This window comes from Cohaesibacter celericrescens, from assembly GCF_002866925.1.
GTDB lineage: Bacteria > Pseudomonadota > Alphaproteobacteria > Rhizobiales > Cohaesibacteraceae > Cohaesibacter > Cohaesibacter celericrescens.
The window spans coordinates 438263-458798 of record NZ_PKUQ01000022.1 but is presented as its reverse complement, the minus strand read 5'-3'; the positions used below and the strand labels follow the sequence as shown (position 1 = coordinate 458798).

Below are 20536 nucleotides of genomic sequence, written 5' to 3'. Positions count from 1 at the left end.
AGTTTGTTGCGACAGAGCCTGCTTGTTTGCTTGAGAGAAAAAGACATGTCTGATCAGTTCCAATGGTCATCAAAAAGCGCAACTTCACGATTGAGCGCAGTAAAGCAACGCGTCCTTGAAGACCCTCCAGAATTGCGAAACATCTTCACGCAAACTTTTTTTACTGAGGCATTTGAGCAAGCAAAAAAAGCAGAGGCAATGCCGGATTCGGCTTTGGCAGGAGCGCTCATATCCATCAAAGATCTCTTTGATGTTAAGGGTCATGTCACCAAAGCGGGCACCCGGTTCATGGCAACTGATCCTTTAGCGAAGTCTGATGCGACCGCAATAGCAAAGCTGCGACAGGCAGGCGCTGTTTTTCTGGGGCATACAAACATGACCGAACTGGCCTATTCCGGGCTTGGGCTAAATCCACATTACGGAACGCCAGAAAATGCTTTGGTCGATGGAGCAATCCCCGGAGGGTCGACATCCGGAGGCGCTGTCAGTGTTGCTCGTGGTTTGGCAGACATTGCAATTGGCACCGATACCGGTGGATCTCTGCGTATCCCGGCTGCTTTTAACGGGATAGTCGGGTTCAAGCCGAGCCAAAGCACTGTCTCTGTTGCAGGGTGTAAGCCGTTATCCCGTAGTTTGGACAGTATCGGACCGATGGCCAACAGCGTGTCTGCTTGCGCAGCTGCGTATAAGACCATGGCCACTGGAAATCAAAGCAATGGCAATGACGTCACTCGCGAATTTGTTGTTCCGCTGAATTACGGTCTGGATGATCTCGAACCGAAAGTAGCAGAAGGATTTGAAGCCGCTGTAAAGCTCATTCAAAATAGCGGTTACACTGTTATTGAAACTGATCTCGATGTTCTAGAAGCGCTAAAATCACTGCCCATCTGGCAGTTTTCTTCTATCGAGTCGCGCGCAGAATACGACGAAGCATATCAAAACCAACGTGATCTGATGGACCCTCGTGTAGCGGGCCCAACGCGCATGGGGCGCGCCAATGAGGTCAATGCCGTTGAGTATCGAAAGACTTTGAACCGGCGTGCTGCCTTGATTGAGCAATATAAATCCGAGCTTGGCGCGCGCGTTCTTCTAATGCCAACGGTGCCTATATTGCCGCCGAGTTTTGACTCTATGGAATCCGATGAAGAATATGGGCGCGTAAATCTGCAAGTCTTACGCAATCCATCCATCGCAAATGTCATGGACTGCTGTAGTATTTCGATCCCTTTTCATCATGGTGGATCGGCAATCGGCATCATGTTAACAGCGGTCGCTGGGCATGATCTTAGTCTTCTCAATTTTGCAGAAGAAGTGCACGGGCATTTGACCGGTTCTGGCACAAACGACAAGGGCTAGTGTTCGCGCACTATATTGGGCCGACAGCGTTTGCAGTTGAAGCAGACGTGAAAATTCTAATGCACAGCCCAAATGCTTAAACCATATTGCACGACGAGAATCACGCTGTTGATTGCCAGCGTGACAAAGGTGAGCAGCATGGCGTATTGGCGGTATTTGATGTGTTTCAATTGTCCGTCTACGATGCGTTCCTTGACGCCGACACCATAGGCATGCAGCAAGCGGCCGACCAGAAATGCGCTTCCAAGACCATGGACGGCATAGGGCGGCAGGCCGTTATAGTCGACCAACCCCAGTGAAATCAGAAACAGCGGTGTATATTCGGAAAAATTAGCGTGACTGCGCATCAGTTGGCGCATGGGTTGCTGATCGCCATCCCCCAAGGCCACTTTGTATTTTTGTCTGCCTTGGATCACTCTGAAGGACAGAACGATAAAGAGCATGATGAGGAGGGCGGCGTACAAACCTGTGGTCATGGCATAATCATTTCTGGTTGAGACTTAAGAAGGTCATGGTCGTTGGGGACTGGGAACATGCCGAGCTTTAACCCAACAATCGCACCCGTGCCGCTGAGTATTCAGCCTTGAGACGCGCAACAATATCCGCCACGGGTTCAACACGCTCGACCGTGCCAATGCCTTGTCCCGACCCCCAAATATGTTTCCAGGCTTGGGCGTTGTCGGCATTGGCCTTGGCAAAATCCATGTTGTTTTTTTCTTCCTTGAGAATGTCTTTGGGGTCAATGCCTGCTGCAGTCAAGGACGGCGCCAGATAATTACCGTGGATACCGGTAAATCTGTCGGTGTAGAGAATGTCATCAGCCGAGCAATCGACGATCATCTGTTTGTAGGCCGCGTCTGCATTGGCCTCCTGAGACGCAATGAAGGCCGAGCCAATATAGCCAAGATCTGCGCCCATGGCTTGAGCTGCAAGAATGGATGCTCCTGTAGAAATTGCCCCTGACAGCAACAGCGGCCCGCCAAACCAACTGCGGATCTCGCCAATCAACGCCAGCGGCGATAGAGTGCCTGCGTGACCACCAGCTCCGGTCGCAACCGCGATCAAGCCATCGGCACCTTTTTCTATGGCCTTTTTGGCATATCGGTTGTTGATCACGTCATGCAATACGATGCCACCATAGGAATGCACAGCTTCATTAACGGCCTCGACCGCCCCGAGTGAGGTGATAACAATTGGCACCTCGTGTTTTACGCAGACTTCAAGATCGGCCATCAGGCGATCATTGGACCGATGTACGATCTGATTGACGGCGAAGGGAGCCGCAGGGCTGTCCGGATTGACCTGATTGTGGGCATCCAGCGCATCTTCAATTTGAGTGAGCCAGTCGTCTAGGGCTTCCTGTGGACGTGCGTTGAGCGCAGGGAAGGAGCCTACAATACCGGCTTTGCACTGGGCGATCACCATCTCCGGATTGGAAATGATAAACATCGGCGAAGCCACTGCAGGCAGGGTCAATGTCTTAAAAAGAGCAGGAAGGCTCATGGCTTCGTCCTCGCGCGTTAAAAGTCTGCATGTTACGTTAAGGGCAGGCTAGCCTAGCACGATGGCAATGTAAATCGGACTAAAACACCATGCTGCCGTCTGTGTGGGGAGCATGGGCCTTGTCTTCCGGTTCAATATGAATGGTCACATTGGCATGGGGCAGTGCGGCCATCAGGGCATGTTCGATCTGGTCACAGATCTCATGAGCGTCAAATACACTCAGGATACTGGGTACAACCAAATGAAACTCGACAAAAATCACTCGGCCAGCGTGGCGCGTTCTGAGATCATGTGCCTCAATGGCTCCGTCAGCATTGGCCATGATAATATTCTGAATTCGTGCCAGTTCTTCGTCATCCACCGCTTCGTCCATCAAGCCACTAACCGAACCGCGAATAAGCCCCCAGCCTGTCCACAAAATACTTGCGGCAACAAAGATTGCCAAGAGAGGGTCCAGCCAGTGCAGGCCGGTCCAAAGCGCAAACAAAACGCCGATCAAGACACCCACGGAAGAAAAGACGTCGGTCAACAAATGTTTGCCGTCAGCCACCAAGGCCGGAGACCGCAACCGCCGCCCTTGATGGATCAGCACGGCAGCCCAAACACCATTCAACACGCCTGCCAAACCATTCAGAAGCAACCCCAGAATAGGGATGTTAAGAGTACGTGGATTGAAAAAACTCTCACTTGCGGCCATGAAGATGGCAATCGCGGCCAACACAATCATCACGCCTTCAAGCACTGCTGAGAGATATTCCGCCTTGTGATGGCCGTATGGGTGATTGTGATCGGCTGGCTTTTCACTCATCCAGACTGCAATAACAACAGCGACAGCAGCAGCCAGATTGACCAGCGATTCCAATGCGTCGGAATAGAGACCAACAGAGTTGGTCATTGCATAGGCTGTATATTTAAGCGCCAGTACGCTCAAAGCAATCAGTACAGAGCCAATGGCCAGTTGTTTGGTGTTTAGATATGTCTTGGATTGTGTCATCTCTCAACCATTGATCTGGGAGCGTATTCTTAAAGGGCGGCAAGCCGTTCGCAAACCGCCAGACGTTGAACTGGTTTTCGCACAGCCCAAGCCAATTGCCCACATGCAATTTGCCGTGAGAGTTTTGAAGTGCATAACTATCGATCTTTCCATGCCTCAACGGCCAACCAATTGTCATCGTGATGACCCTTGCATAAACTAACCAGCAATCGCATGCCCCAGTCAAAGCGGGTCTGTTGCAGCGGCCTGAGTCTTTACCAACCATCCCAATTGTCAGAAAGAAAGGTTTATCCATGTCCCGCATTGTCTATGTGAATGGCGAATTTTTGCCCGAAGATGAGGCCAAGATTTCCGTCTTTGATCGCGGGTTTCTGTTTGCTGATGCCATCTACGAGGTGTCGACTGTTCTGCAAGGGAAACTGGTGGACAACGCCGCCCATCTTGCGCGCCTGCAACGCTCGGTCGATGCGCTCAATATGGGGCTGCCTTGCTCTCTGGAAGAAATTGAAGCGATCCAGCTAGAGATGCTCAAACGCAATGATATCAATGAAGGCGGTTTATATCTTCAGGTGACGCGCGGTGCCGCGGATCGCGATTTTGCATTTCCCAAAGACTCAAAACCCTCGCTCGTTATGTTCACTCAAAGCCGCCCTGTGATCGACACAGCCGCTGCACAAAACGGCATTTCCGTTGTCACCACCCCAGATATCCGCTGGCAGCGGCGTGATATCAAAACGGTTGGCCTGTTGCCCGCTTCCATGGCCAAACAGACAGCGCTGGATGCCGGGGCAAACGACGCATGGTTGGTTGAAGATGGTTTCATTACCGAAGGCACATCCAACAACGCGCATATCGTCACCAAAGACGGCGTGCTGCTCACGCGCGCGTTGTCAAACAAGATTCTGCACGGAATTACCCGCAAAGCGGTTTTGGCTCTGGCGGAAGAAACCGGTATCACCGTGGAAGAACGCAGCTTCACACCTGATGAAGTGAGCAACGCCGCAGAGGCCTTCATCACGTCAGCCTCGATGTTTGTCACCCCTGTTGTGACTTTCAATGGTGAACCCATCGTAGATGGAAAACCGGGCAAGGTGGCTAAACGTCTGCGTGAACTCTACATCGCCTTCGCTCTCAAAAGCTTGAAGTAAATCCTGCTTTGAATTTCAAAGCCCCCTTGATTGTCGTCGCCTCAGACCCATTTTAAAGTCAGATTATGGAGTTTGAAGCGATGACTGACAATACAGGCGAATCCAATCACACCTTTTTAAAAGACCGTATGGCTGGTCGGCGCGGCTGGTTCAAAACCTTCGTGTTGGCGGTATCTTCGCTCATCATGATCAGCATGCTTGCAGGCAATTTATTGCAGTCTTTTTGACGATGTTCTTTAGCGGATATTCACTGTGGGTAAAGACGATGACGAACACGTCTTTTTAAAAGACAGAGTCCAAGACAGATGGTTGATTTGGTCTGATCTTAATTTCGATTGGACCGATTGTGCGGTGTGGTTGATGGTCTGCATAAAATACTGGAAAATGACAGCCACAATCGCACTTCTAACTGCCATATATTGGGCTACATGAAGCTCTCATTATTGTAACCTCAATGCCATTTGCCCCTAAATGAGCGTATATTTTGCAATGCCACCAGCCGCTCTATAGCCTTGTGACAGGCATGCCGTCAGCAAATAGCCTCCCGTAGGTGCTTCCCAATCCAGCATTTCCCCTGCGATAAACAGACCTGGTTTTTGTTTGACCATCAGCCCATCATTCAGCTCTGATAAGGCCACGCCACCAGCCGTGCTAATTGCTTCTTCCAAGGGGCGAGGGCGCACCAAGCGGATTGGTAGTGCTTTCAAGGTAGCGGCCAGCTTGTTGCTATCTGTCATCACGGCTTTGTCTGTGCAGGCTTTGAGCAACGCGCTTTTAACACCGCGCAAATGTAGACTCTTGCGCAAATGATTGGCCAGCGTTTGCTTGCCGCGTGGTTGATTGATTTTTGCTAACAGGTCATCATGGCCGTGATGCGGGCGCAGATCGACCTGAAGCATGGCCTCGCCATTTTCTTCGATCGCATCTCGCAATTGAGCCGAAAGCGCATAGACAGCCCCGCCCTCGATACCATGCCGTGTGATAACAAAATCGCCCTGCACCGTTTGATCACCAAAGGACAGATTAACCGATTTGATGGGATGTCCTGCCCATTCTTGGACAAACTCTTCGGGCCAATCAACATCAAAGCCGCAGTTGGCTGGACGATAGGGGCTGACTGCTATCCCTTTGTCTGCCAACACTGGCAAAAAGGCGCCATCTGTGCCCAGACGAGGCCAGCTTGGGCCACCCAATGCCAGCAATGTGGCATCAGCTTTGATGGCTGCTTCTCCATCAGGGGTATCAAACAACAGCTGGTCCTGTTCATTCCAGCCTTTCCATCTATGCCGTGTGACCAGCTTAACGCCGCGTCCATCCAGACGGTGCATCAAGGCGCGCAGCAACGGTGATGCTTTCATGACCTTTGGGAAAATCCGTCCTGAAGAGCCGGTGTAGGTGAATTGTCTCAAACCTTCCATCCAGCTCACAACTTGTTTGGTTCCAAAATCGGCCAGCATCGGCGCCATCCAATCAGCCGCATCCCCATAGTTCTTCGCAAAACGGTCGGGGTTTTTAAGACCAATTGTATGAGAGATATTCAGGCCGCTCTTGCCAGCCATCAGGATTTTGCGTGCTGGGCTAGGCATGGCATCATATAGCGTGATCTCAAGATACGGACGGATGTCTGACAGGCGTTCCGCCGCCATCAAGCCCGCGGCACCTGCACCAATGATTGCGACTGTTTTTTGTTGTTGCTGTGCCATGACTATGATTCCTGTTTGGTTACCGAGGTATTCATAGTCTCAAAAATAGAATTAAGATATGACCGCTTACAAAAAAAAGACCCTGAAGATTGCTCTCCAGGGTTAGTAAGGACAGCGTGTGAATGAGCCGTCCTGGCTCAGGTTGGAATAGTCTCCCTAAATATGGCTTGTTGATAGATCGGCGGTATCGCTCGACTATCCAGAGAACCATATTCCAGACACGCGCTCAGCACGGGCCGCCTCATGCCTCCGGGAGTGGGAGGCCGTGGCGCAGAACGCCACACATTCAAATTTCCTTTAATCGGTGTGTTATTACCTAGGTTTCGGATTCAAACTACCGACTGATTGACCGTTGCGTTGATTTGGCGCACCAGCAATGCTTTGCCAGATTTGAGGATTGCCCACAGCCTGACGTTTGTTCCAGCGATATTTAACAGACTGCCACGGTTGGATGAGCGGGTTCAAATTGTCGAGTATAAATTCGCCTCGATCGGTTCTCACCACCAGAACAGCGTGATAGGCCCCATCGGGCAAATAGGCTGTTGTAATCAACAGAGAGTCCGATGACCATCCATTCCGCAACAACTCACGTTGTTTCGTCAGAGCGTAGTCTTCGCAATCTCCTTCTTTGACATAGACGGACCATTGGTCGATTTGGCCATCTTCTACGGCCTTGATACTGTTGTTGACGCTCGAATTGATTTTAACCAGCTGTTTCCAGTTCTGCTCCGTCAATATCTTGACGCCTTTGCCATGGCGGGCGCAAGCTTTGGGTTCGTTGGCACAATAATAGACATGGCCTGCAGGTGTGCTGGTCCGCTGGGTGACACGCATTGAAAACGCGGAAGAGCCGGTCGCATGAGCCTGTCCCACCGAGACAAGCACGCTTCCCATCACTCCTGTGACCAAAGCGCTCACTGCGATCAAATCTGCAAATTTTTTGTGCCGATACAAAAGCATTCCCCTTCAACAATCTGAAGGAAAATCTACGCTTGCGATTTAAAGAAGCTCTTTGAAAATGAGCGGGGATTTGGCCTAAAGCTTTAGAGGTCATTAACCATACGAAATCGCAACTGGGCGCGGTTTGCGTCCAAAATTCATGAGTTTGCCAACGGGAAAAGATCAAGGTCTTATTGGGTCTGTGTTTTTGAATTTACTGTCCCAATTCAGAAAGGAACTATTAACGCTGTGCGTGCGTTCTGCGCGCCAAACGCACATGGTTCGGCTCTTGTAAAAACTACCAAATATGCACGGTTAATATCTGCTATCCTTAACGCCTATGTTACCGATTGGGTTCGTATCAGGAGCATTGATTAAGTCGCTCTTAACCCTAACGCGTGGGGCGGCACCAAGCCCTGACATCCAGATAGCGAAGCATCTTGAATCACTTTCTCAGAATCAATGTCTGAACGCCATGCATCCAGATATTAGAAGCCTGAATCTCTACATGAAGTGTCAGAATCAAACTTGTAGAAAATGAAGCTAACCAACTGAAATAAATAGAGATAACCAATATATAAAGCGGCGATTTCTATCGCCGCTTTATGTTTCTTGTTTGCATTTGAAGGGATGATAAATCCAAATCCATTTTCTAATGAACCGAACTCTCAATCCAAAAGGGTCGAAACCTATTCACATAGATCCATTTTGACGTCCCAGTTTTTAACCTTCATGGTGCCATTTTTGGCGAGATTAAGCTGCATCTTGAAGACGCGATCCCACAATTGAGGTTCATGACCAACACCTCTGGCGAGACAGTCTTTTTCCGCCATTAAGAAGTAATCCATCATCTGTTCTTTGTAATCAGGATGGGCACAATTGTTTATGATTGTGCGGGCACGGTCTCTCGGCGCCAAGCCACGCAAGTCAGCCAGCCCCTGTTCGGTGACTACAATGTCCAGATCATGCTCTGTATGATCGATATGCTGGGCATGCGGAACGATGCAGCTGATACCGGTTGGATCGGTTTTTGTTGGTCGAACCGATGGTGTATGCATAATCTTCAGGAAGCCCGAACGCAGGAAGTCTCCTGATCCACCAATACCATTGACGATGCGCGTTCCGCCCACAAGTGTCGAGTTGGCGTGGCCATACATGTCAATTTCAATCGGGGTGTTCATCGCGATCACTCCGAGGCGACGCGCCACTTCGGGGTTGTTCGAGATCGACAGAGGACGTAGCACGATCTTGTCTTGATAGAAATCGCGGTTCGCAAGAAAGCGCGGCATGCCGACGGTTTCTGATAGTGAGAGCGAACAGGAGGACGCACAATTCAGGCGGCCGGAGTCAAACAGATCCAACATGCCATCTTGTAGCACTTCTGTGTAAACACTCAGGTTAAAGAATGGTCCCTTGGCCAACCCACTCACCACCGCGTTTGCAATGGAGCCAACACCGGACTGCAGCGGCAGAAGATTTTCAGGCAGGCGATGGGCTTTCACTTCGTCGGCGAAGAAATTGAGCAAAGAGTCTGCAATGGCGATAGAGCCTTCATCTGCCCCTGCCAGTTCACGGCCCTTGTCGGTATAATCGGACTCGACAATAGCCACGATCTTGCTTGGATCGCAGGGAACAAAGGTGCTGCCGATACGGCTGTCAGCTTTGGTAATACCGATGATTTCACGGTGTGGGGGCGCATGCAGAACCATGACGTCATGCATACCTTCGAAAGAAGGCATTGCGGTATTCACTTCAAGGATGATTTTGTCGCAGGTTTGGATGATTTCTGGAATCACACCAACGGACGCCGACGGTATTAGGCAGCCATCTTCGGTGATGCCGGATACCTCAATGATGGCCAGGTCAAGTTTTCCGGACTTGGAATCCTTGGTGTAATAGCCATAGGCCAGATCCTGAGCAAACAAGGATAGATGTTTGTCACCCATGCGGATGCGGCCTTCATTGATGGCCTTGGCAATGTTCCGGCCTGTCTGGTAAGGCCAGCGCCGGTCAATCATGTCATTTTGGGCCCAGCGGTCTTCGGTTTCCGCACCAACGGAAGCGCCGATGAACAGATTGAAGCGCAACTTGCCTTGAAGGTTGTTTTTCTCTACATGCTCGGCAAGAGCGATGGGCACTGCTTTGGGATAGCCCGCTGGAGTAAAACCGGACCAGCCCAAGTTCATACCATTTTTGAACATGCCAATGGTGTCTTCGGCGGTCATGACCTTGTTCATTAGGAATGAACAGTGGACGCGATCTTCCAGTGTTCCATACTTACCCATTCTTGTTTTCTCCTATCAGGAAATTTATTGTGTTGGGGAGGCCCTTGTGCGGGAGGCGACATCGGGCCAGTATTTGATTAATAGACGGCTGAAAATTGTGCTGCATTGATATAAACCGGTTTTCCAAATCAGCAGGTTTGCGGTTCATTCGCTTCAGCTGGGGGAGTGGCATTACTCGTGCATTCAGCAGTTGGTTGGTCATGCGGAGTCGTACCTGCTGTGCTGTTTGCGGGTGGCTACATCATCTCTCTTGACTACCGAATGGTTGTTCACAACAGGTTGGCCTTTTTGGCTTCCGCTCTGAGGTCATCGCGAAAGTCAGGATGTGAAATTTCAATCAGGGCTGCGGCGCGTTGCTGCAGACTTTTGCCTTTGAGTTCGGCCATGCCATATTCGGTGACCACATTCATCACATCCATGCGCGGGTCGGTCACAGCGCCTCCCAACAGCTTGGGTACAATGCGGGAAAGGGTGCCTTTTTTGGCGGTAGAATGCAGGGCGATAAAGGATTTCCCACCCTCTGACGCATAAGCGCCACGCACAAAGTCCAGTTGTCCCCCCGTGCCGGAAAACTGATGGCCACTGATCGCCTCGGAATTGACCTGACCTGACAGATCCACCTCAATGGCGGCATTGACAGACACCAGATTATTATTTTGCCGGATGATGGACGGATTGTTTACCCAACACACTGGATAGCCGACGATGGATGGATTGTTGTCCATGAAGTCGAACATGTCCCGATCGCCAAGAGCAAGAGTGAACACATGTTTGTAAGGCAACAGCGCCTTGTTGCGCCCGTTTAATACGCCCTTTTTGATAAGGCGGACCATAGGGGGCGAAAACAACTCAGAATGGAGGCCGAGATCATTCTTTTCTTCGAGCAATCGCATGGTGGCATTCGGCACACCTCCGATACCCATTTGAATGGTCGCGCCGTCTGGCACTTGATCCGCAACAATTTTGCCGATGACCTCGTCCAGCTCGCTGCTGCCGCCAATAATGGTCTCCATCAAGGGGGTGGTGTGTTCAACCACATTGTTGACGTCGGAAATATGAACAAGGCTCTCGCCGAATGTGCGCGGCATATTCTCGTTCACTTCGACAATCACGTGCTTGGCTTTGCGGATAACGGTCGCGCTATAGTCGGGGCTGGTACCAAGGCTGAAGTAGCCTGATTTATCCATTGGTGAGACAGTCACAATATGCGCGTCGGGGGAGATCGCTTCTGTCATCAAACGTCCTGCCTGATGGAACAGGCAAGGGACGAAATGAATCCATTCCTCGCCACGATCATTGCCCATTTTGGCAAGCGCCCGGTCGGCATGAGACATGAATAAGGGATGAGGCTTTATATAGGGCATATTTTCAGGCGTGAAAATCGTTGTGAGAATATCGTTATGCCCATGCATATAATAGACGTTAAGGCGGGTGAAATCGCCAGCCCTTGCCCTATCTCCCACCGCCTGCATCAGCGCGGGAGGCATACCCACACCCATGCCCATGATGAGGTTGCTCTGGTCGGCAATGCATTCAACCGCCTTCGCTGGTGTGGTGAGTTTTTGTTGATACAGCTCGTCATACAAAGATACGGGCAATGACACGAGATAACCTCTTTTCGGGGTTCTACGATCTAAGAAAAATATTCTCCAAAAGTATAACACCATTGGGGACCAAAGTGAATTCGGACCAAGGGTGAAGAATGGCGGTTTTTTGCGGGATTTGAATGCAATAAAGGTGAGGAAAAACCGAGAAAATTGGGCGCTTTTGGGCTGAATCAATGAGCTTTGCGACAAACCTGTTTGAAACGCTTCAGGGTGTCTCGCAACTAAGCAAGGTGAGTGGAGCAATTCGAAGCAAAGTCTTGGTCAAATTGATACTAGAAAGCGGTCATCTCAGACTGGAAAGCAACGCTTGCCATTGATCGCGATCCGCCCTTGCTACGAGAACAGGAGCTTCATTCTCTTTTAAAACGAGAAGTCTGTCAGCCAACGCTGCTTCTGCTTTTTTATGAGTGACAAAAAGCAGGGCTTTGTCTCGTGTTACGGCGCGCAATGTAGCCAGTACCGCATGAGCGGTGACTTGATCCAGACCTTCTGTCGCTTCATCTAAAAGCCACAGGTCGGGCTTGAACAACAACAGCCGTGCCAAGGTCAAACGACGGCTCTCGCCACCAGAAAGTCCTTGTCCGTCGTCGCCGAGCGTTTGTTCAAGGCGCTTAGGTAATCGATTGAGCAGGTTGGTCAAGTGCGCTTCATCCATCACGGTTTCAAGCGCACGCGTATCAGCTCTGGGATCGGCTATCCTGAGGTTGAAGGCTAGACTTTGCCGGAACAGTTCAGTGCGTTGCGTCAGCAGTCCGATGCGGGGCGTCAAATGCGCCATCCGACCGTCTTCATAGTCCAGCCGAATCCGTCCGGTCATTGGGTCAAGCAACCCTGCTACAAGGCTGAGCAAGGTGGATTTGCCAGCCCCAGAGCTCCCGACAATGCCAATCGCTTCCCCGGATCGTAGGGAGAGGGAGAAATCACGCAACACCGGCGCAGCCTTTGCTGAATAGGCAAAGTCCACACGCTCGATGGCAAGCCGTACGGCCCCGTGGTCTTCAAGGTCACTGGTGTCTTCTTTGGCCTGATCCGCGATCAGCGGCAGAATGCGTTGCCCTGCGTAGAGCGTGCGCCCAATATCAAGCAGGCCGCGCCGAATGGGGGCCAACAGCTCGATCAGCGCGACCACCGCCAGCAAGGATAGCAGCAGCACTGCTTCGCTCATTTCGCCTCGCTCATAAGCCCAGCTGCCGACAAGCAAAGCTGCAACCAACGCCGCCCCGCCAGCAAGACTGATCAGTGTCCGCCCCCGTAAATCATGTAGGGAAAGCTGGTCTTGCAATTGTTTGATTTTATCAGCGGCTCTTTGGATAGAAGAAATCTGATCATTGAGGCGGCCGGCCATAATCAGTTCAACTTGCCCGCGCAGCAAGTCGATATAACGCAACCGCAAGGCTTCTGCAGAAAAAGCTATGCGCCGCCCCAATGCTACGCCGATCCGAGCCGCTTGCCACGGTAGGACAATCAAGGTTGCGAGCAGAATTATAGCGATTGCCAGGGCCATCGGGCCATTGATACCGTGCAACGCTACCAACAGCCCCAGCGTGGCGAGAATGGCGGTGAATAGTGGCAGGATCACTCTTAGATAAATCCCATCCAGCGCATCCACGTCTGCAGTCAGTCGCGCCAACAGCTCACCAGATCGGAAATCGCGAAGGCGGCGAAAGGAGAGCTGAGAAATGCCGTCGAAGACATGAAGGCGCATCCGGGCCAAAAACCTGAAGGTTGCGTCGTGGGTCACTATCCGCTCACCATAGCGACCAAAGGTGCGGGTAAGCGCAGCAATCCGTATCAGGGATCCTGGATAGATCGTATTGAAGGCCAACGTCGTACCAACACTGGTCGCGCCTGTCATTGCCGTTGCACCCAAATACCAGCCAGCAGTGGCCATTAAACCGATGCTAGCCAGTGCGGCGAGAAGACCGATGCCGATGCCGGATAAAAACCAGCCGGGATAGTGGCGCCAATAAAGCCGGAGAATGGCGATCAGTGTTTTCATAGCTCACGCCCTCCCTCAGTCGCTTCAATCCCAAGCAAGTCAGCTGCGTCAATGGTATCCAGCTTTTCGTTGGAGATTTCTTGGATATTTCCATCCCGCACATACAAAATACGATCACAACGCTCTGCAACGGCTCTGTCGTGGGTGGCAACGATCAACAGTCGGTCCTTGGCCATCTGCATCAGGCTGTCTGTTACCAAGTGCGCGGTGTCAGCATCCAGATCGGCGGTCGGTTCATCGCACAACACCAGACTGGAGCGGCTGAGTAGGGCTCTGGCAATGGCCAAGCGGCGCACTTGCCCTCCGGAGATGCCAAAGCCGGTTTCGCCCAAAATTGTCAAGAGGTCTCGGGGAAGTTGCGCAACAAAATGCTCCGCGTGAGCCTGTGACAGGGCGGCGCGCACTTGAGACCGGTCGGATTCTGGTGCTGCAAGCCGCGCATTCATCAAAACCGAGCCATGGAAAATATGAGGCCTTTGCCCAATCCATGCGATGGTCTCGCGGAGTGTATCCCAACGCGCTTGATCGTCCTGCACTCTTTGCTGGTTGATCTCAAGTTCGCCCGATATTGGCGCAAGAAAACCGCATAATGCGGCCAATACGGTCGACTTTCCCGCACCGGAAGCCCCAAGGATAGCGACACTCTCACCGGTCACGTAAGAGCCTGTGAAATTTGATATCACGGCCCCTCGGTCCGAACTATAACCCAGATCACACGCTTTGAAAGCGATGCTGGTAATCGGGGGGCTGCTGTTTGGTTGTGTTGATTGGGTCGTATCATTTGGGGCAACCGGAGTTTCTGTCTGCGAGACACTCTCTAGCGGCAACATTTGGCTAAGGCGTTCGGCGGCTGACCTCGCGGTTGCTCTGTCATGGTAAGAGGCAGAAAACTCGCGCAAGGGTGCAAAAAAATCAGGTGCCAGCATCAATACAAATACCCCTGTGCTGATCGTAATGGGTACACCATAGCTGCCAAAATCAGCATAGCCGAGATAATGATAAGCCACATAAATAGCGGTCAGAGCTATGCCCAGTGCCGAGAATAGTTCCAACGCAGCCGAAGAAAGGAAGGCAACTCTCAAGACCTTCATGGTCGCGTGGCGATAATCGTCGGCCAATCCTTCAAATTCTGCACGGGTGCGACCAACCGCGCGAAACAGACGCAAAGTGGTCATGCCGGAAATGCGGTCAAGAAAACTCTCGCTCATATCTGAAAGAGCCGAGATTTGATTGTCAGATGCCTTTTTGGCACGGAGCCCGACAATTGCCATAAACACAGGCACCAAGGGACCGCACAGCAACAAAATGCAAGCCACGACCCAAGAGACCGACGCAGCCGCGAGAGCGATAGTCAGTGGAACCACTGCCAATTGCAATTTGATGGATAAATATCGGCTGGCATAAGCATCCAGCTTTTCAATGATGTCCGAGCCCAGCGCAGCCACTTCACCCGCTGACTTGCGTTCTGTATCCAGTGGAGCTTGCGAGGCTAACACCTGCGCTAGCTTGAACCGGAGATCCCGCCGTACATGCGCAGACACCTTGTGGCCGATCCTGCCAGCAAAATAGGAAAATCCGGCGCGGGCGGCAATAACAACAAACAACCCGATTGCATAAGGCAGCACACCTTTAAGTCCGGCTTTATCAATAAATAGTACGCCGATTGCTGCGGCCAGAAACGCGGCTTGTGGAATGCTCATCAATCCGGCGGCAACATCAAGCCAGGATTTGGTCCGCAGGTCAGCTTTATGCGGTGCGAGTAAGGCGTTTAACCACAGGTCTGCGGATTTTTGACCACTGCGTTTGTTGGCGTTCTGTTTGGAAACAGCTTCCGTCTGATTGGACGGTTGGGGCGCTTCCAACGTGGCCTCGTTTGATACCTGCTTTGTCGTCATAGACGCTCACGCAACCCTATACTCTGTTCAGATGCGCATCCAGAGAGCGTCCACTGCTTACGCAGGGCTTCCAACCGTGCATGTCTGCACGGATGGAAAAAGGACCGGTCTCACTCTGGTTTGCAGATCTGTTGATTTGCAATGGCCTTTGCCGTTCTAAGTAAAAGACCAGCAATAACCAGAATTAGTAGACCAAAAAGACCTATGCCTGCAATGAGGTGAAGGTCTGATTGCGCCTTTTCTGCAAACAAAAGCGTAGAAATTGTGAGGGCCGCGAGCGGGAAGCTATAGGCCCACCAGGAAAGCGTGAAGGAAATCTTAGCCAGTTTGGGGACCTGCATGAGAATAATAAGGAAAAAGAAAGCCCCAATGTTGAACAGAATGCGGGCAAAGGTATCCAGTGTACCGGTCATGCTGACATAGGCCACAAATCCGATCGCAGGTGGTGCAATCAAGATCATCAGTGTTGGCAATAGGCGCGCGGGAAGAGGGTTGTGGAACACTAGACGGTTAAAGACAAGCGTCAAGAGAACCATCCAGAACACCAATCCTACCGAGAAAAAGAACCAACCCAATTCAACAAAACCAAAGCGGCTGGCAGTGATTGGCACGATGATATTGCCAACGACAGGAATGAACCATGCCGGATTCAGTTGCGGGCTTTCAAAAATGCGATGACCGATCCATGTGGAAAGCACAGCCAGCGTCGCTATAATGTGCAGCGCGGCTCCCAGTCCCCAGACAATCAGGCTCAGGGTCTCTGAAAAGGGCCCCAATGCGGTCCCCATCAAAATAAGGCCTATGGACGCCGCTGGGAAAAAGTTGATGCGAACCGGATGATTCCATTCCCAAATCACCATGGCGGGATAGCGCACGGCCTTCAGTGCATAAAGGCCAAGCAAAACCGCAAAAATCGTGAATGTGATAACAAGCAAAAAGAGGCTGGTTTGATGTGCCCATCCAAGACTTTTTTCCAGTCTTTCTGCAGCGAGCGTAAAGCCCGCTAGTCCCATTATCATTGCAAAGAAAGAATTGGGAAAATGTTCGAGTCGAGACGGTTTTTCGTTTTGCTGTGTATCTTCTGCCCCACTTGGAGTGGTGGCTGATGGATTGTCTGTCTCTTGGCTTTTGCCGTCATCTGGATGCGTCATTCTGCCTCTCCATGTTTGTTCGGAGATTAAACAAGTAAACTTGATGCCTGTTATATAACCTGATAAAATAGTTGCAACAGAGGAACGCAGGGAAATGACAATAAATTCGAAATTATGAATGTTTTCTGTAGACAAATTATAATTCATGCTTTCCGGTGAGGGGGCAATGGTGCTGTCACTGAAACCTACCACCCCAGTGTTTTGGTGTTTTAAGTGACAGTGCTTTTTCTCAACCAGTCTGTTATCAGTCTGAAACGGCTTTCTTAAAGCATCGACTCGGCAAGCCCATTTGTGTCGAAGAACGAGCATCAATGTTCACAACGAACGCTTGCGATTTTCGAGAGGTTCTATGCGTCTTACCCAGCATTCAAACTATGCCATGCGGCTGTTGATGTATTGTGCTTTGAAGCCGGATAAACCTGTGCGTTTGGCTGAAATTGCCGATTCTTACGATATTTCTTGTCATCACTTGAACAAGATTGCGCAAAGGTTGACGCATGTTGGGGCAATACAAACCATCCGTGGTCGCAATGGGGGCATTCGTTTGGCCAAACTGCCATCCGAGATCAATGTCGGCACAATATTGCGCCAAACCGAAGAAAACCTGATCATCGTTGAGTGTTTCTCAGAGGAAACCAATACATGTCCTTTGATCTCGAAATGCAAATTTCGTAGCTTGCTGCAAGAAGCGTTGGCTGCTTTCCTCAAAGTTCTGGATGCCCACACTTTGGCAGATCTTGTTGATCACCCAGAATGTCTGAAACCGCTTTTGGGGCTCAATGATCAGCTCACTGTGCTGACAAAAATCCATACGCCGAAATGTAGCTGAAGCTTGTGGTCTTGTGGCCCTAGCGTATGAAAGCCGACTGCGCCTGATTGCTGTTTTTTAAATATCCATCAAGGTCATCCACAAAACGACGGGCCGCACTCGATTCCAATTGTTTGGGCGGGATAATTGAAAACAAACCGCAGCGACCTGTGATCCAGTCCGGCATGACATTGACCAACTTGCCTGAATCAAGGGCTTGTTGAACGCTAAAATCTGGAAATGTACCAAACCCGATCCCTTCTTCTACCAGTCTGCGCACCATAGCGATATTGGAGACACGCAAATGATTGCTTGGGCGAATTTGATCGGTTTCTCCTGTTGTCAGTTTGCGTATGACTAGATCGGTGGGGCTGTTTGGCGAGTGGACCCATTCTTCATGGTTCAATTGTGCGGCTGTCATCGGCTGGTTCAGAAGGCAGGGAGCTGCCACCAACAGAAAATCCACTTCTAGCAACAGACGTGCATGGTTTAATTGAGTATCAAGAGGTGCAAAGCGCAACGTTAGATCATAGCGTTCTTCCGGCTCTTTGATAAGTTCATCAAACAAATCCAGTTCAAGTTCAATATCAGAATTTTCAGCTGTGAAACGTTGCAAGAAACGCGCAAACCCGCTGCTTTCCAAAGTCGTCGGCGCGCAGATCCGTAACCGACCGGATAACTGCAACTGCAGGGGAGAAATGGTGCTTAACCCATCACGAAATAGGTTCAGCATGGATGATGTTGTATCAAAAAGCTGCTGACCGGCGGGTGTCAGTGTCAGACTGCTTCTGGTGCGGTTGAGCAGCTGTACGCCCAACCGTGCCTCAAGGTCACTCACCATCTGACTGACAAGCGGCGCAGACATTTTTAAAGCCTCGGCGGCAGACCGAAACGAGGCATGGTGCACCACTGATGCAAAGACCGCAGCCGGTCGAAGGAGGTCAATCTGGTTGCGCATTTATCTCAAACAACGAAAGAATTGGGTGCGCAACTATAGGCCAAACCTACGCTAAATATAGTTTTTTCGTTGTGAAACTGTGTGACAGTCGCTTGTTAGACCGTTTGGGCTGGCTTCTGCCTTGGTTTCTCACCCAATCAGTGGACAAGGCCAACTGAGGCAAATTCCAAGCAAGCAATCAAATCGGGCGTTTGTAAACCAAGAATGCATGCGGGATCATGCCGTTTCGGCCATTTGAATCAAAATGAGAGTCGCTGATGAGATCCAATCCCGCATGTATGAAAGCATCAAACTCCCCCAGCATCACTGGCCAAGGGGCATGTTCCCACTCCGACCCGTCGGGCCTGACTCGCGCATAAACAAGCAATGTCCCGCCGGGAGCAACCAAGCGCGCGATGGCGTCAAAGGCGTTTGTGCGCAATTCATCAGGCAGGGATTGCAGTGTGTAACACTCGTGGACCAGGTCGAAGCGTCCCCAATCCAGCGGAAGGTCAAATAGATCGGCCTGATGATAATCGACAGACGAGTTCGGATAGCGCTTTTTTGCCCAGTCTATGGCCTTGTCACTAACATCAAAGGCGACCGTTTCATAACCGGCCTGGGCCAAGGCTTCAGCATTTTCGCCCAAACCACAGGCTACGTCGAGCGCACGCGCTCCGGCAGGTGTCGGGTTGGCCGCTAGCCAGTCCAAGACCTCTGGTTTGGCGCCCTCTGTTGCCCATGGAATTTTTTTCTGATCCCCATCGGCATGATGATAAACCGCTCTAAAGAAATCTATTCTCTCTCGATGGCTGCGTCCGTCTCTTATGTCATCTATAGGGGGCATGGACCTTCTGTTGCCTTTCGCATAGCAAACACATAGCAAATTCTTTTCTTCTAGCGCAAAATCATGTAGGGCTGATCGCCAGTCCGTCAAGGCCAATCAACAAATGGAGGGCAAAAGTGAAGCCGACCAATACGATATATACGGGCTTGCCCACCACCATTTTTGAAACCATGTCCCGCCTTGCAGCGCAGCATGGCGCTATCAATCTTGGGCAAGGTTTTCCTGATGTAGACGGGCCGCTTGATATTCGGCACAATGCATCTGATGAGTTGCTGAACGGCTACAATCAATATCCACCCATGTTGGGTCTACCGGCCTTGCGCACGGCAGTAGCAGATGCCAATAAACGATTTTATGATCTTGATATAGACGCAAACTCTCAGGTGCTTGTGACCTCAGGAGCGACTGAGGCTCTGTCGGATTGCTTGACGGCGCTTATCGAACCGGGCGACGAGATCATTCTGATTGAACCTCTTTACGATTGTTATTTGCCTTTGGCTCAAAGGGCCGGGGCCGTCGTGAAGAGTGTACGTGTGGTGCCGCCAAACTGGACACTGGACCGTGATGCTTTGGAACAGGCCTTCTCGGATAACACCAAAGCGGTTTTGTTGAACAATCCCCATAATCCGGCAGGCAAGGTCTTCAGCCGTGAAGAATTAGGATGGATTGCCGATCTGCTCATTAAATATGATGCCTATGCTATTTGCGACGAAGTCTACGAACATATCACCTTTGACGGGCGGTCGCACATTCCGCTTATGACACTGGATGGCATGGCCGAGCGCTGTCTACGCATCGGATCTGCGGGCAAAACCTTTTCTCTAACCGGATGGAAAGTTGGCTATGTAACTGGTCCGGCGTCTCTGTTGGACCCCGTTGCCAAAGCGCATCAATTCACAACTTTTACAACGCCTCCCAATCTTCAATCCGCAGTCGCTTTCGGGCTGAGTAAGGGCGATAATTATTACAATGCATTGGCCGCCGACTTACAGGCAAAACGCGATAGACTGGCCAAGGGCCTTGCCGCAGTAGGGCTCGATGTGATTCCATGCGAGGGGACCTATTTTCTCACCACTGATATTACAGCGGTGTGCCTGCGCATTGACAGCGCGCTGGATGACGTTGCTTTTTGCCAAATGATGACGGAACAGGCCAAGGTGACCGCCGTTCCCGTTTCCGCATTTTATGTGAAGGACAATCAATCAGAGGTGCCAAAAAACTTCATTCGCTTCTGTTTTTCCAAAAAGGATGCTGTGCTTGATGACGCAGTGAAGCGCTTGTTGAAATGGGTACAAGCCTAGTGCTCAACCCATGAAGCAATAAGCTAGAAATTTAACCCAAACCAGAATTGTGCATTTTTGTTT

17 protein-coding genes are annotated in these 20536 nt (G+C 50.9%); 5 read left to right on the top strand and 12 right to left on the bottom strand.

The window, feature by feature from the left end; translation table 11 throughout:
• Positions 1-45 precede the first annotated feature (45 nt).
• Complete coding sequence (locus C0081_RS13415; RefSeq protein ID WP_101534327.1) at positions 46-1356, top strand: amidase family protein; 1311 nt, start codon at positions 46-48, stop codon at positions 1354-1356.
• A gap of 56 nt (positions 1357-1412) precedes the next feature.
• Here the strand turns inward: C0081_RS13415 and C0081_RS13410 are convergent, their stop codons facing one another.
• The 3 genes from C0081_RS13410 to C0081_RS13400 all read right to left on the bottom strand — a co-directional run bounded on the left by C0081_RS13410 (position 1413) and on the right by C0081_RS13400 (position 3853).
• Positions 1413-1832 (bottom strand): MAPEG family protein, encoded by a 420-nt coding sequence (locus C0081_RS13410; protein WP_101534326.1) that lies wholly within the window; start codon positions 1830-1832, stop codon positions 1413-1415.
• A gap of 67 nt (positions 1833-1899) precedes the next feature.
• Positions 1900-2859 carry an NAD(P)H-dependent flavin oxidoreductase gene (locus C0081_RS13405; RefSeq protein WP_101534325.1) on the bottom strand — a complete coding sequence of 320 codons (960 nt, stop codon included), beginning with the start codon at positions 2857-2859 and terminating at the stop codon, positions 1900-1902.
• Between the two features lie 79 nt (positions 2860-2938).
• Entirely contained in the window at positions 2939-3853 is a 915-nt protein-coding gene (locus C0081_RS13400) for a cation diffusion facilitator family transporter (protein ID WP_101534324.1), read from the bottom strand.
• A 293-nt stretch (positions 3854-4146) separates the two neighbouring features.
• Here C0081_RS13400 and C0081_RS13395 point away from each other — a divergent pair, with 293 nt between their 5' ends.
• Positions 4147-5001: a D-amino-acid transaminase gene (locus C0081_RS13395; RefSeq protein ID WP_101534323.1), complete on the top strand. Its 855-nt coding sequence runs from the start codon at positions 4147-4149 to the stop codon at positions 4999-5001.
• 80 nt (positions 5002-5081) lie between these two features.
• The gene (locus tag C0081_RS23245) at positions 5082-5228 is read left to right on the top strand and encodes a hypothetical protein (protein ID WP_180966894.1); all 147 of its coding nucleotides are present in this window, start codon (positions 5082-5084) and stop codon (positions 5226-5228) included.
• A 240-nt stretch (positions 5229-5468) separates the two neighbouring features.
• On the opposite strand, the gene C0081_RS13390 is transcribed toward C0081_RS23245, so the two are convergent.
• From C0081_RS13390 to C0081_RS13355, 7 genes are all read right to left on the bottom strand, one after another.
• Positions 5469-6704 carry a TIGR03862 family flavoprotein gene (locus tag C0081_RS13390; protein ID WP_101534322.1) on the bottom strand — a complete coding sequence of 412 codons (1236 nt, stop codon included), beginning with the start codon at positions 6702-6704 and terminating at the stop codon, positions 5469-5471.
• Between the two features lie 312 nt (positions 6705-7016).
• Positions 7017-7658, bottom strand: a complete 642-nt coding sequence (locus C0081_RS13385; protein ID WP_180966893.1) for a transglutaminase-like cysteine peptidase — start codon at positions 7656-7658, stop codon at positions 7017-7019.
• A 674-nt stretch (positions 7659-8332) separates the two neighbouring features.
• Positions 8333-9928, bottom strand: coding sequence for a succinyl-CoA:acetate CoA-transferase ScpC (scpC, locus tag C0081_RS13380; RefSeq protein WP_101534320.1), 1596 nt, complete (start codon positions 9926-9928; stop codon positions 8333-8335).
• A 269-nt stretch (positions 9929-10197) separates the two neighbouring features.
• Positions 10198-11532: an acetyl-CoA hydrolase/transferase family protein gene (locus C0081_RS13370; protein ID WP_210200489.1), complete on the bottom strand. Its 1335-nt coding sequence runs from the start codon at positions 11530-11532 to the stop codon at positions 10198-10200.
• Between the two features lie 286 nt (positions 11533-11818).
• Entirely contained in the window at positions 11819-13534 is a 1716-nt protein-coding gene (gene cydC / locus C0081_RS13365; protein ID WP_101534318.1) for a thiol reductant ABC exporter subunit CydC, read from the bottom strand.
• Entirely contained in the window at positions 13531-15429 is a 1899-nt protein-coding gene (gene cydD / locus C0081_RS13360; protein WP_101534317.1) for a thiol reductant ABC exporter subunit CydD, read from the bottom strand. Before cydD ends, cydC begins: the two co-directional genes overlap by 4 nt.
• 110 nt (positions 15430-15539) lie before the next feature.
• Positions 15540-16580 (bottom strand): SLAC1 anion channel family protein, encoded by a 1041-nt coding sequence (locus C0081_RS13355; RefSeq protein WP_101534316.1) that lies wholly within the window; start codon positions 16578-16580, stop codon positions 15540-15542.
• Between the two features lie 349 nt (positions 16581-16929).
• On the opposite strand from C0081_RS13355, the gene C0081_RS13350 reads away from it, so the two are divergent.
• Positions 16930-17409: an Rrf2 family transcriptional regulator gene (locus C0081_RS13350; protein WP_101534315.1), complete on the top strand. Its 480-nt coding sequence runs from the start codon at positions 16930-16932 to the stop codon at positions 17407-17409.
• Between the two features lie 19 nt (positions 17410-17428).
• On the opposite strand, the gene C0081_RS13345 is transcribed toward C0081_RS13350, so the two are convergent.
• Both C0081_RS13345 and C0081_RS13340 read right to left on the bottom strand, forming a co-directional pair.
• Positions 17429-18346, bottom strand: a complete 918-nt coding sequence (locus C0081_RS13345; protein ID WP_101534314.1) for a LysR family transcriptional regulator — start codon at positions 18344-18346, stop codon at positions 17429-17431.
• Positions 18347-18524: 178 nt separating this feature from the next.
• Positions 18525-19172, bottom strand: a complete 648-nt coding sequence (locus C0081_RS13340) for a class I SAM-dependent methyltransferase (protein ID WP_101534313.1) — start codon at positions 19170-19172, stop codon at positions 18525-18527.
• Between the two features lie 116 nt (positions 19173-19288).
• Between C0081_RS13340 and C0081_RS13335 the strand changes: the two genes are divergently transcribed.
• Complete coding sequence (locus tag C0081_RS13335; RefSeq protein WP_101534312.1) at positions 19289-20473, top strand: aminotransferase; 1185 nt, start codon at positions 19289-19291, stop codon at positions 20471-20473.
• The last annotated feature ends 63 nt before the right edge of the window (positions 20474-20536 follow it).

Coding starts and splice junctions, on each gene's coding strand:
- C0081_RS13390 (WP_101534322.1), bottom strand. CDS start 6,704: ATGGCACAGCAACAACAAAAAACAGTCGCAATCATTGGTGCAGGTGCC.
- C0081_RS13405 (WP_101534325.1), bottom strand. CDS start 2,859: ATGAGCCTTCCTGCTCTTTTTAAGACATTGACCCTGCCTGCAGTGGCT.
- C0081_RS13355 (WP_101534316.1), bottom strand. CDS start 16,580: ATGACGCATCCAGATGACGGCAAAAGCCAAGAGACAGACAATCCATCA.
- C0081_RS13415 (WP_101534327.1), top strand. CDS start 46: ATGTCTGATCAGTTCCAATGGTCATCAAAAAGCGCAACTTCACGATTG.
- C0081_RS13350 (WP_101534315.1), top strand. CDS start 16,930: ATGCGTCTTACCCAGCATTCAAACTATGCCATGCGGCTGTTGATGTAT.
- cydD (WP_101534317.1), bottom strand. CDS start 15,429: ATGACGACAAAGCAGGTATCAAACGAGGCCACGTTGGAAGCGCCCCAA.
- C0081_RS13395 (WP_101534323.1), top strand. CDS start 4,147: ATGTCCCGCATTGTCTATGTGAATGGCGAATTTTTGCCCGAAGATGAG.
- C0081_RS13345 (WP_101534314.1), bottom strand. CDS start 18,346: ATGCGCAACCAGATTGACCTCCTTCGACCGGCTGCGGTCTTTGCATCA.
- C0081_RS13410 (WP_101534326.1), bottom strand. CDS start 1,832: ATGACCACAGGTTTGTACGCCGCCCTCCTCATCATGCTCTTTATCGTT.
- scpC (WP_101534320.1), bottom strand. CDS start 9,928: ATGGGTAAGTATGGAACACTGGAAGATCGCGTCCACTGTTCATTCCTA.
- cydC (WP_101534318.1), bottom strand. CDS start 13,534: ATGAAAACACTGATCGCCATTCTCCGGCTTTATTGGCGCCACTATCCC.
- C0081_RS13340 (WP_101534313.1), bottom strand. CDS start 19,172: ATGCCCCCTATAGATGACATAAGAGACGGACGCAGCCATCGAGAGAGA.
- C0081_RS13400 (WP_101534324.1), bottom strand. CDS start 3,853: ATGACACAATCCAAGACATATCTAAACACCAAACAACTGGCCATTGGC.
- C0081_RS23245 (WP_180966894.1), top strand. CDS start 5,082: ATGACTGACAATACAGGCGAATCCAATCACACCTTTTTAAAAGACCGT.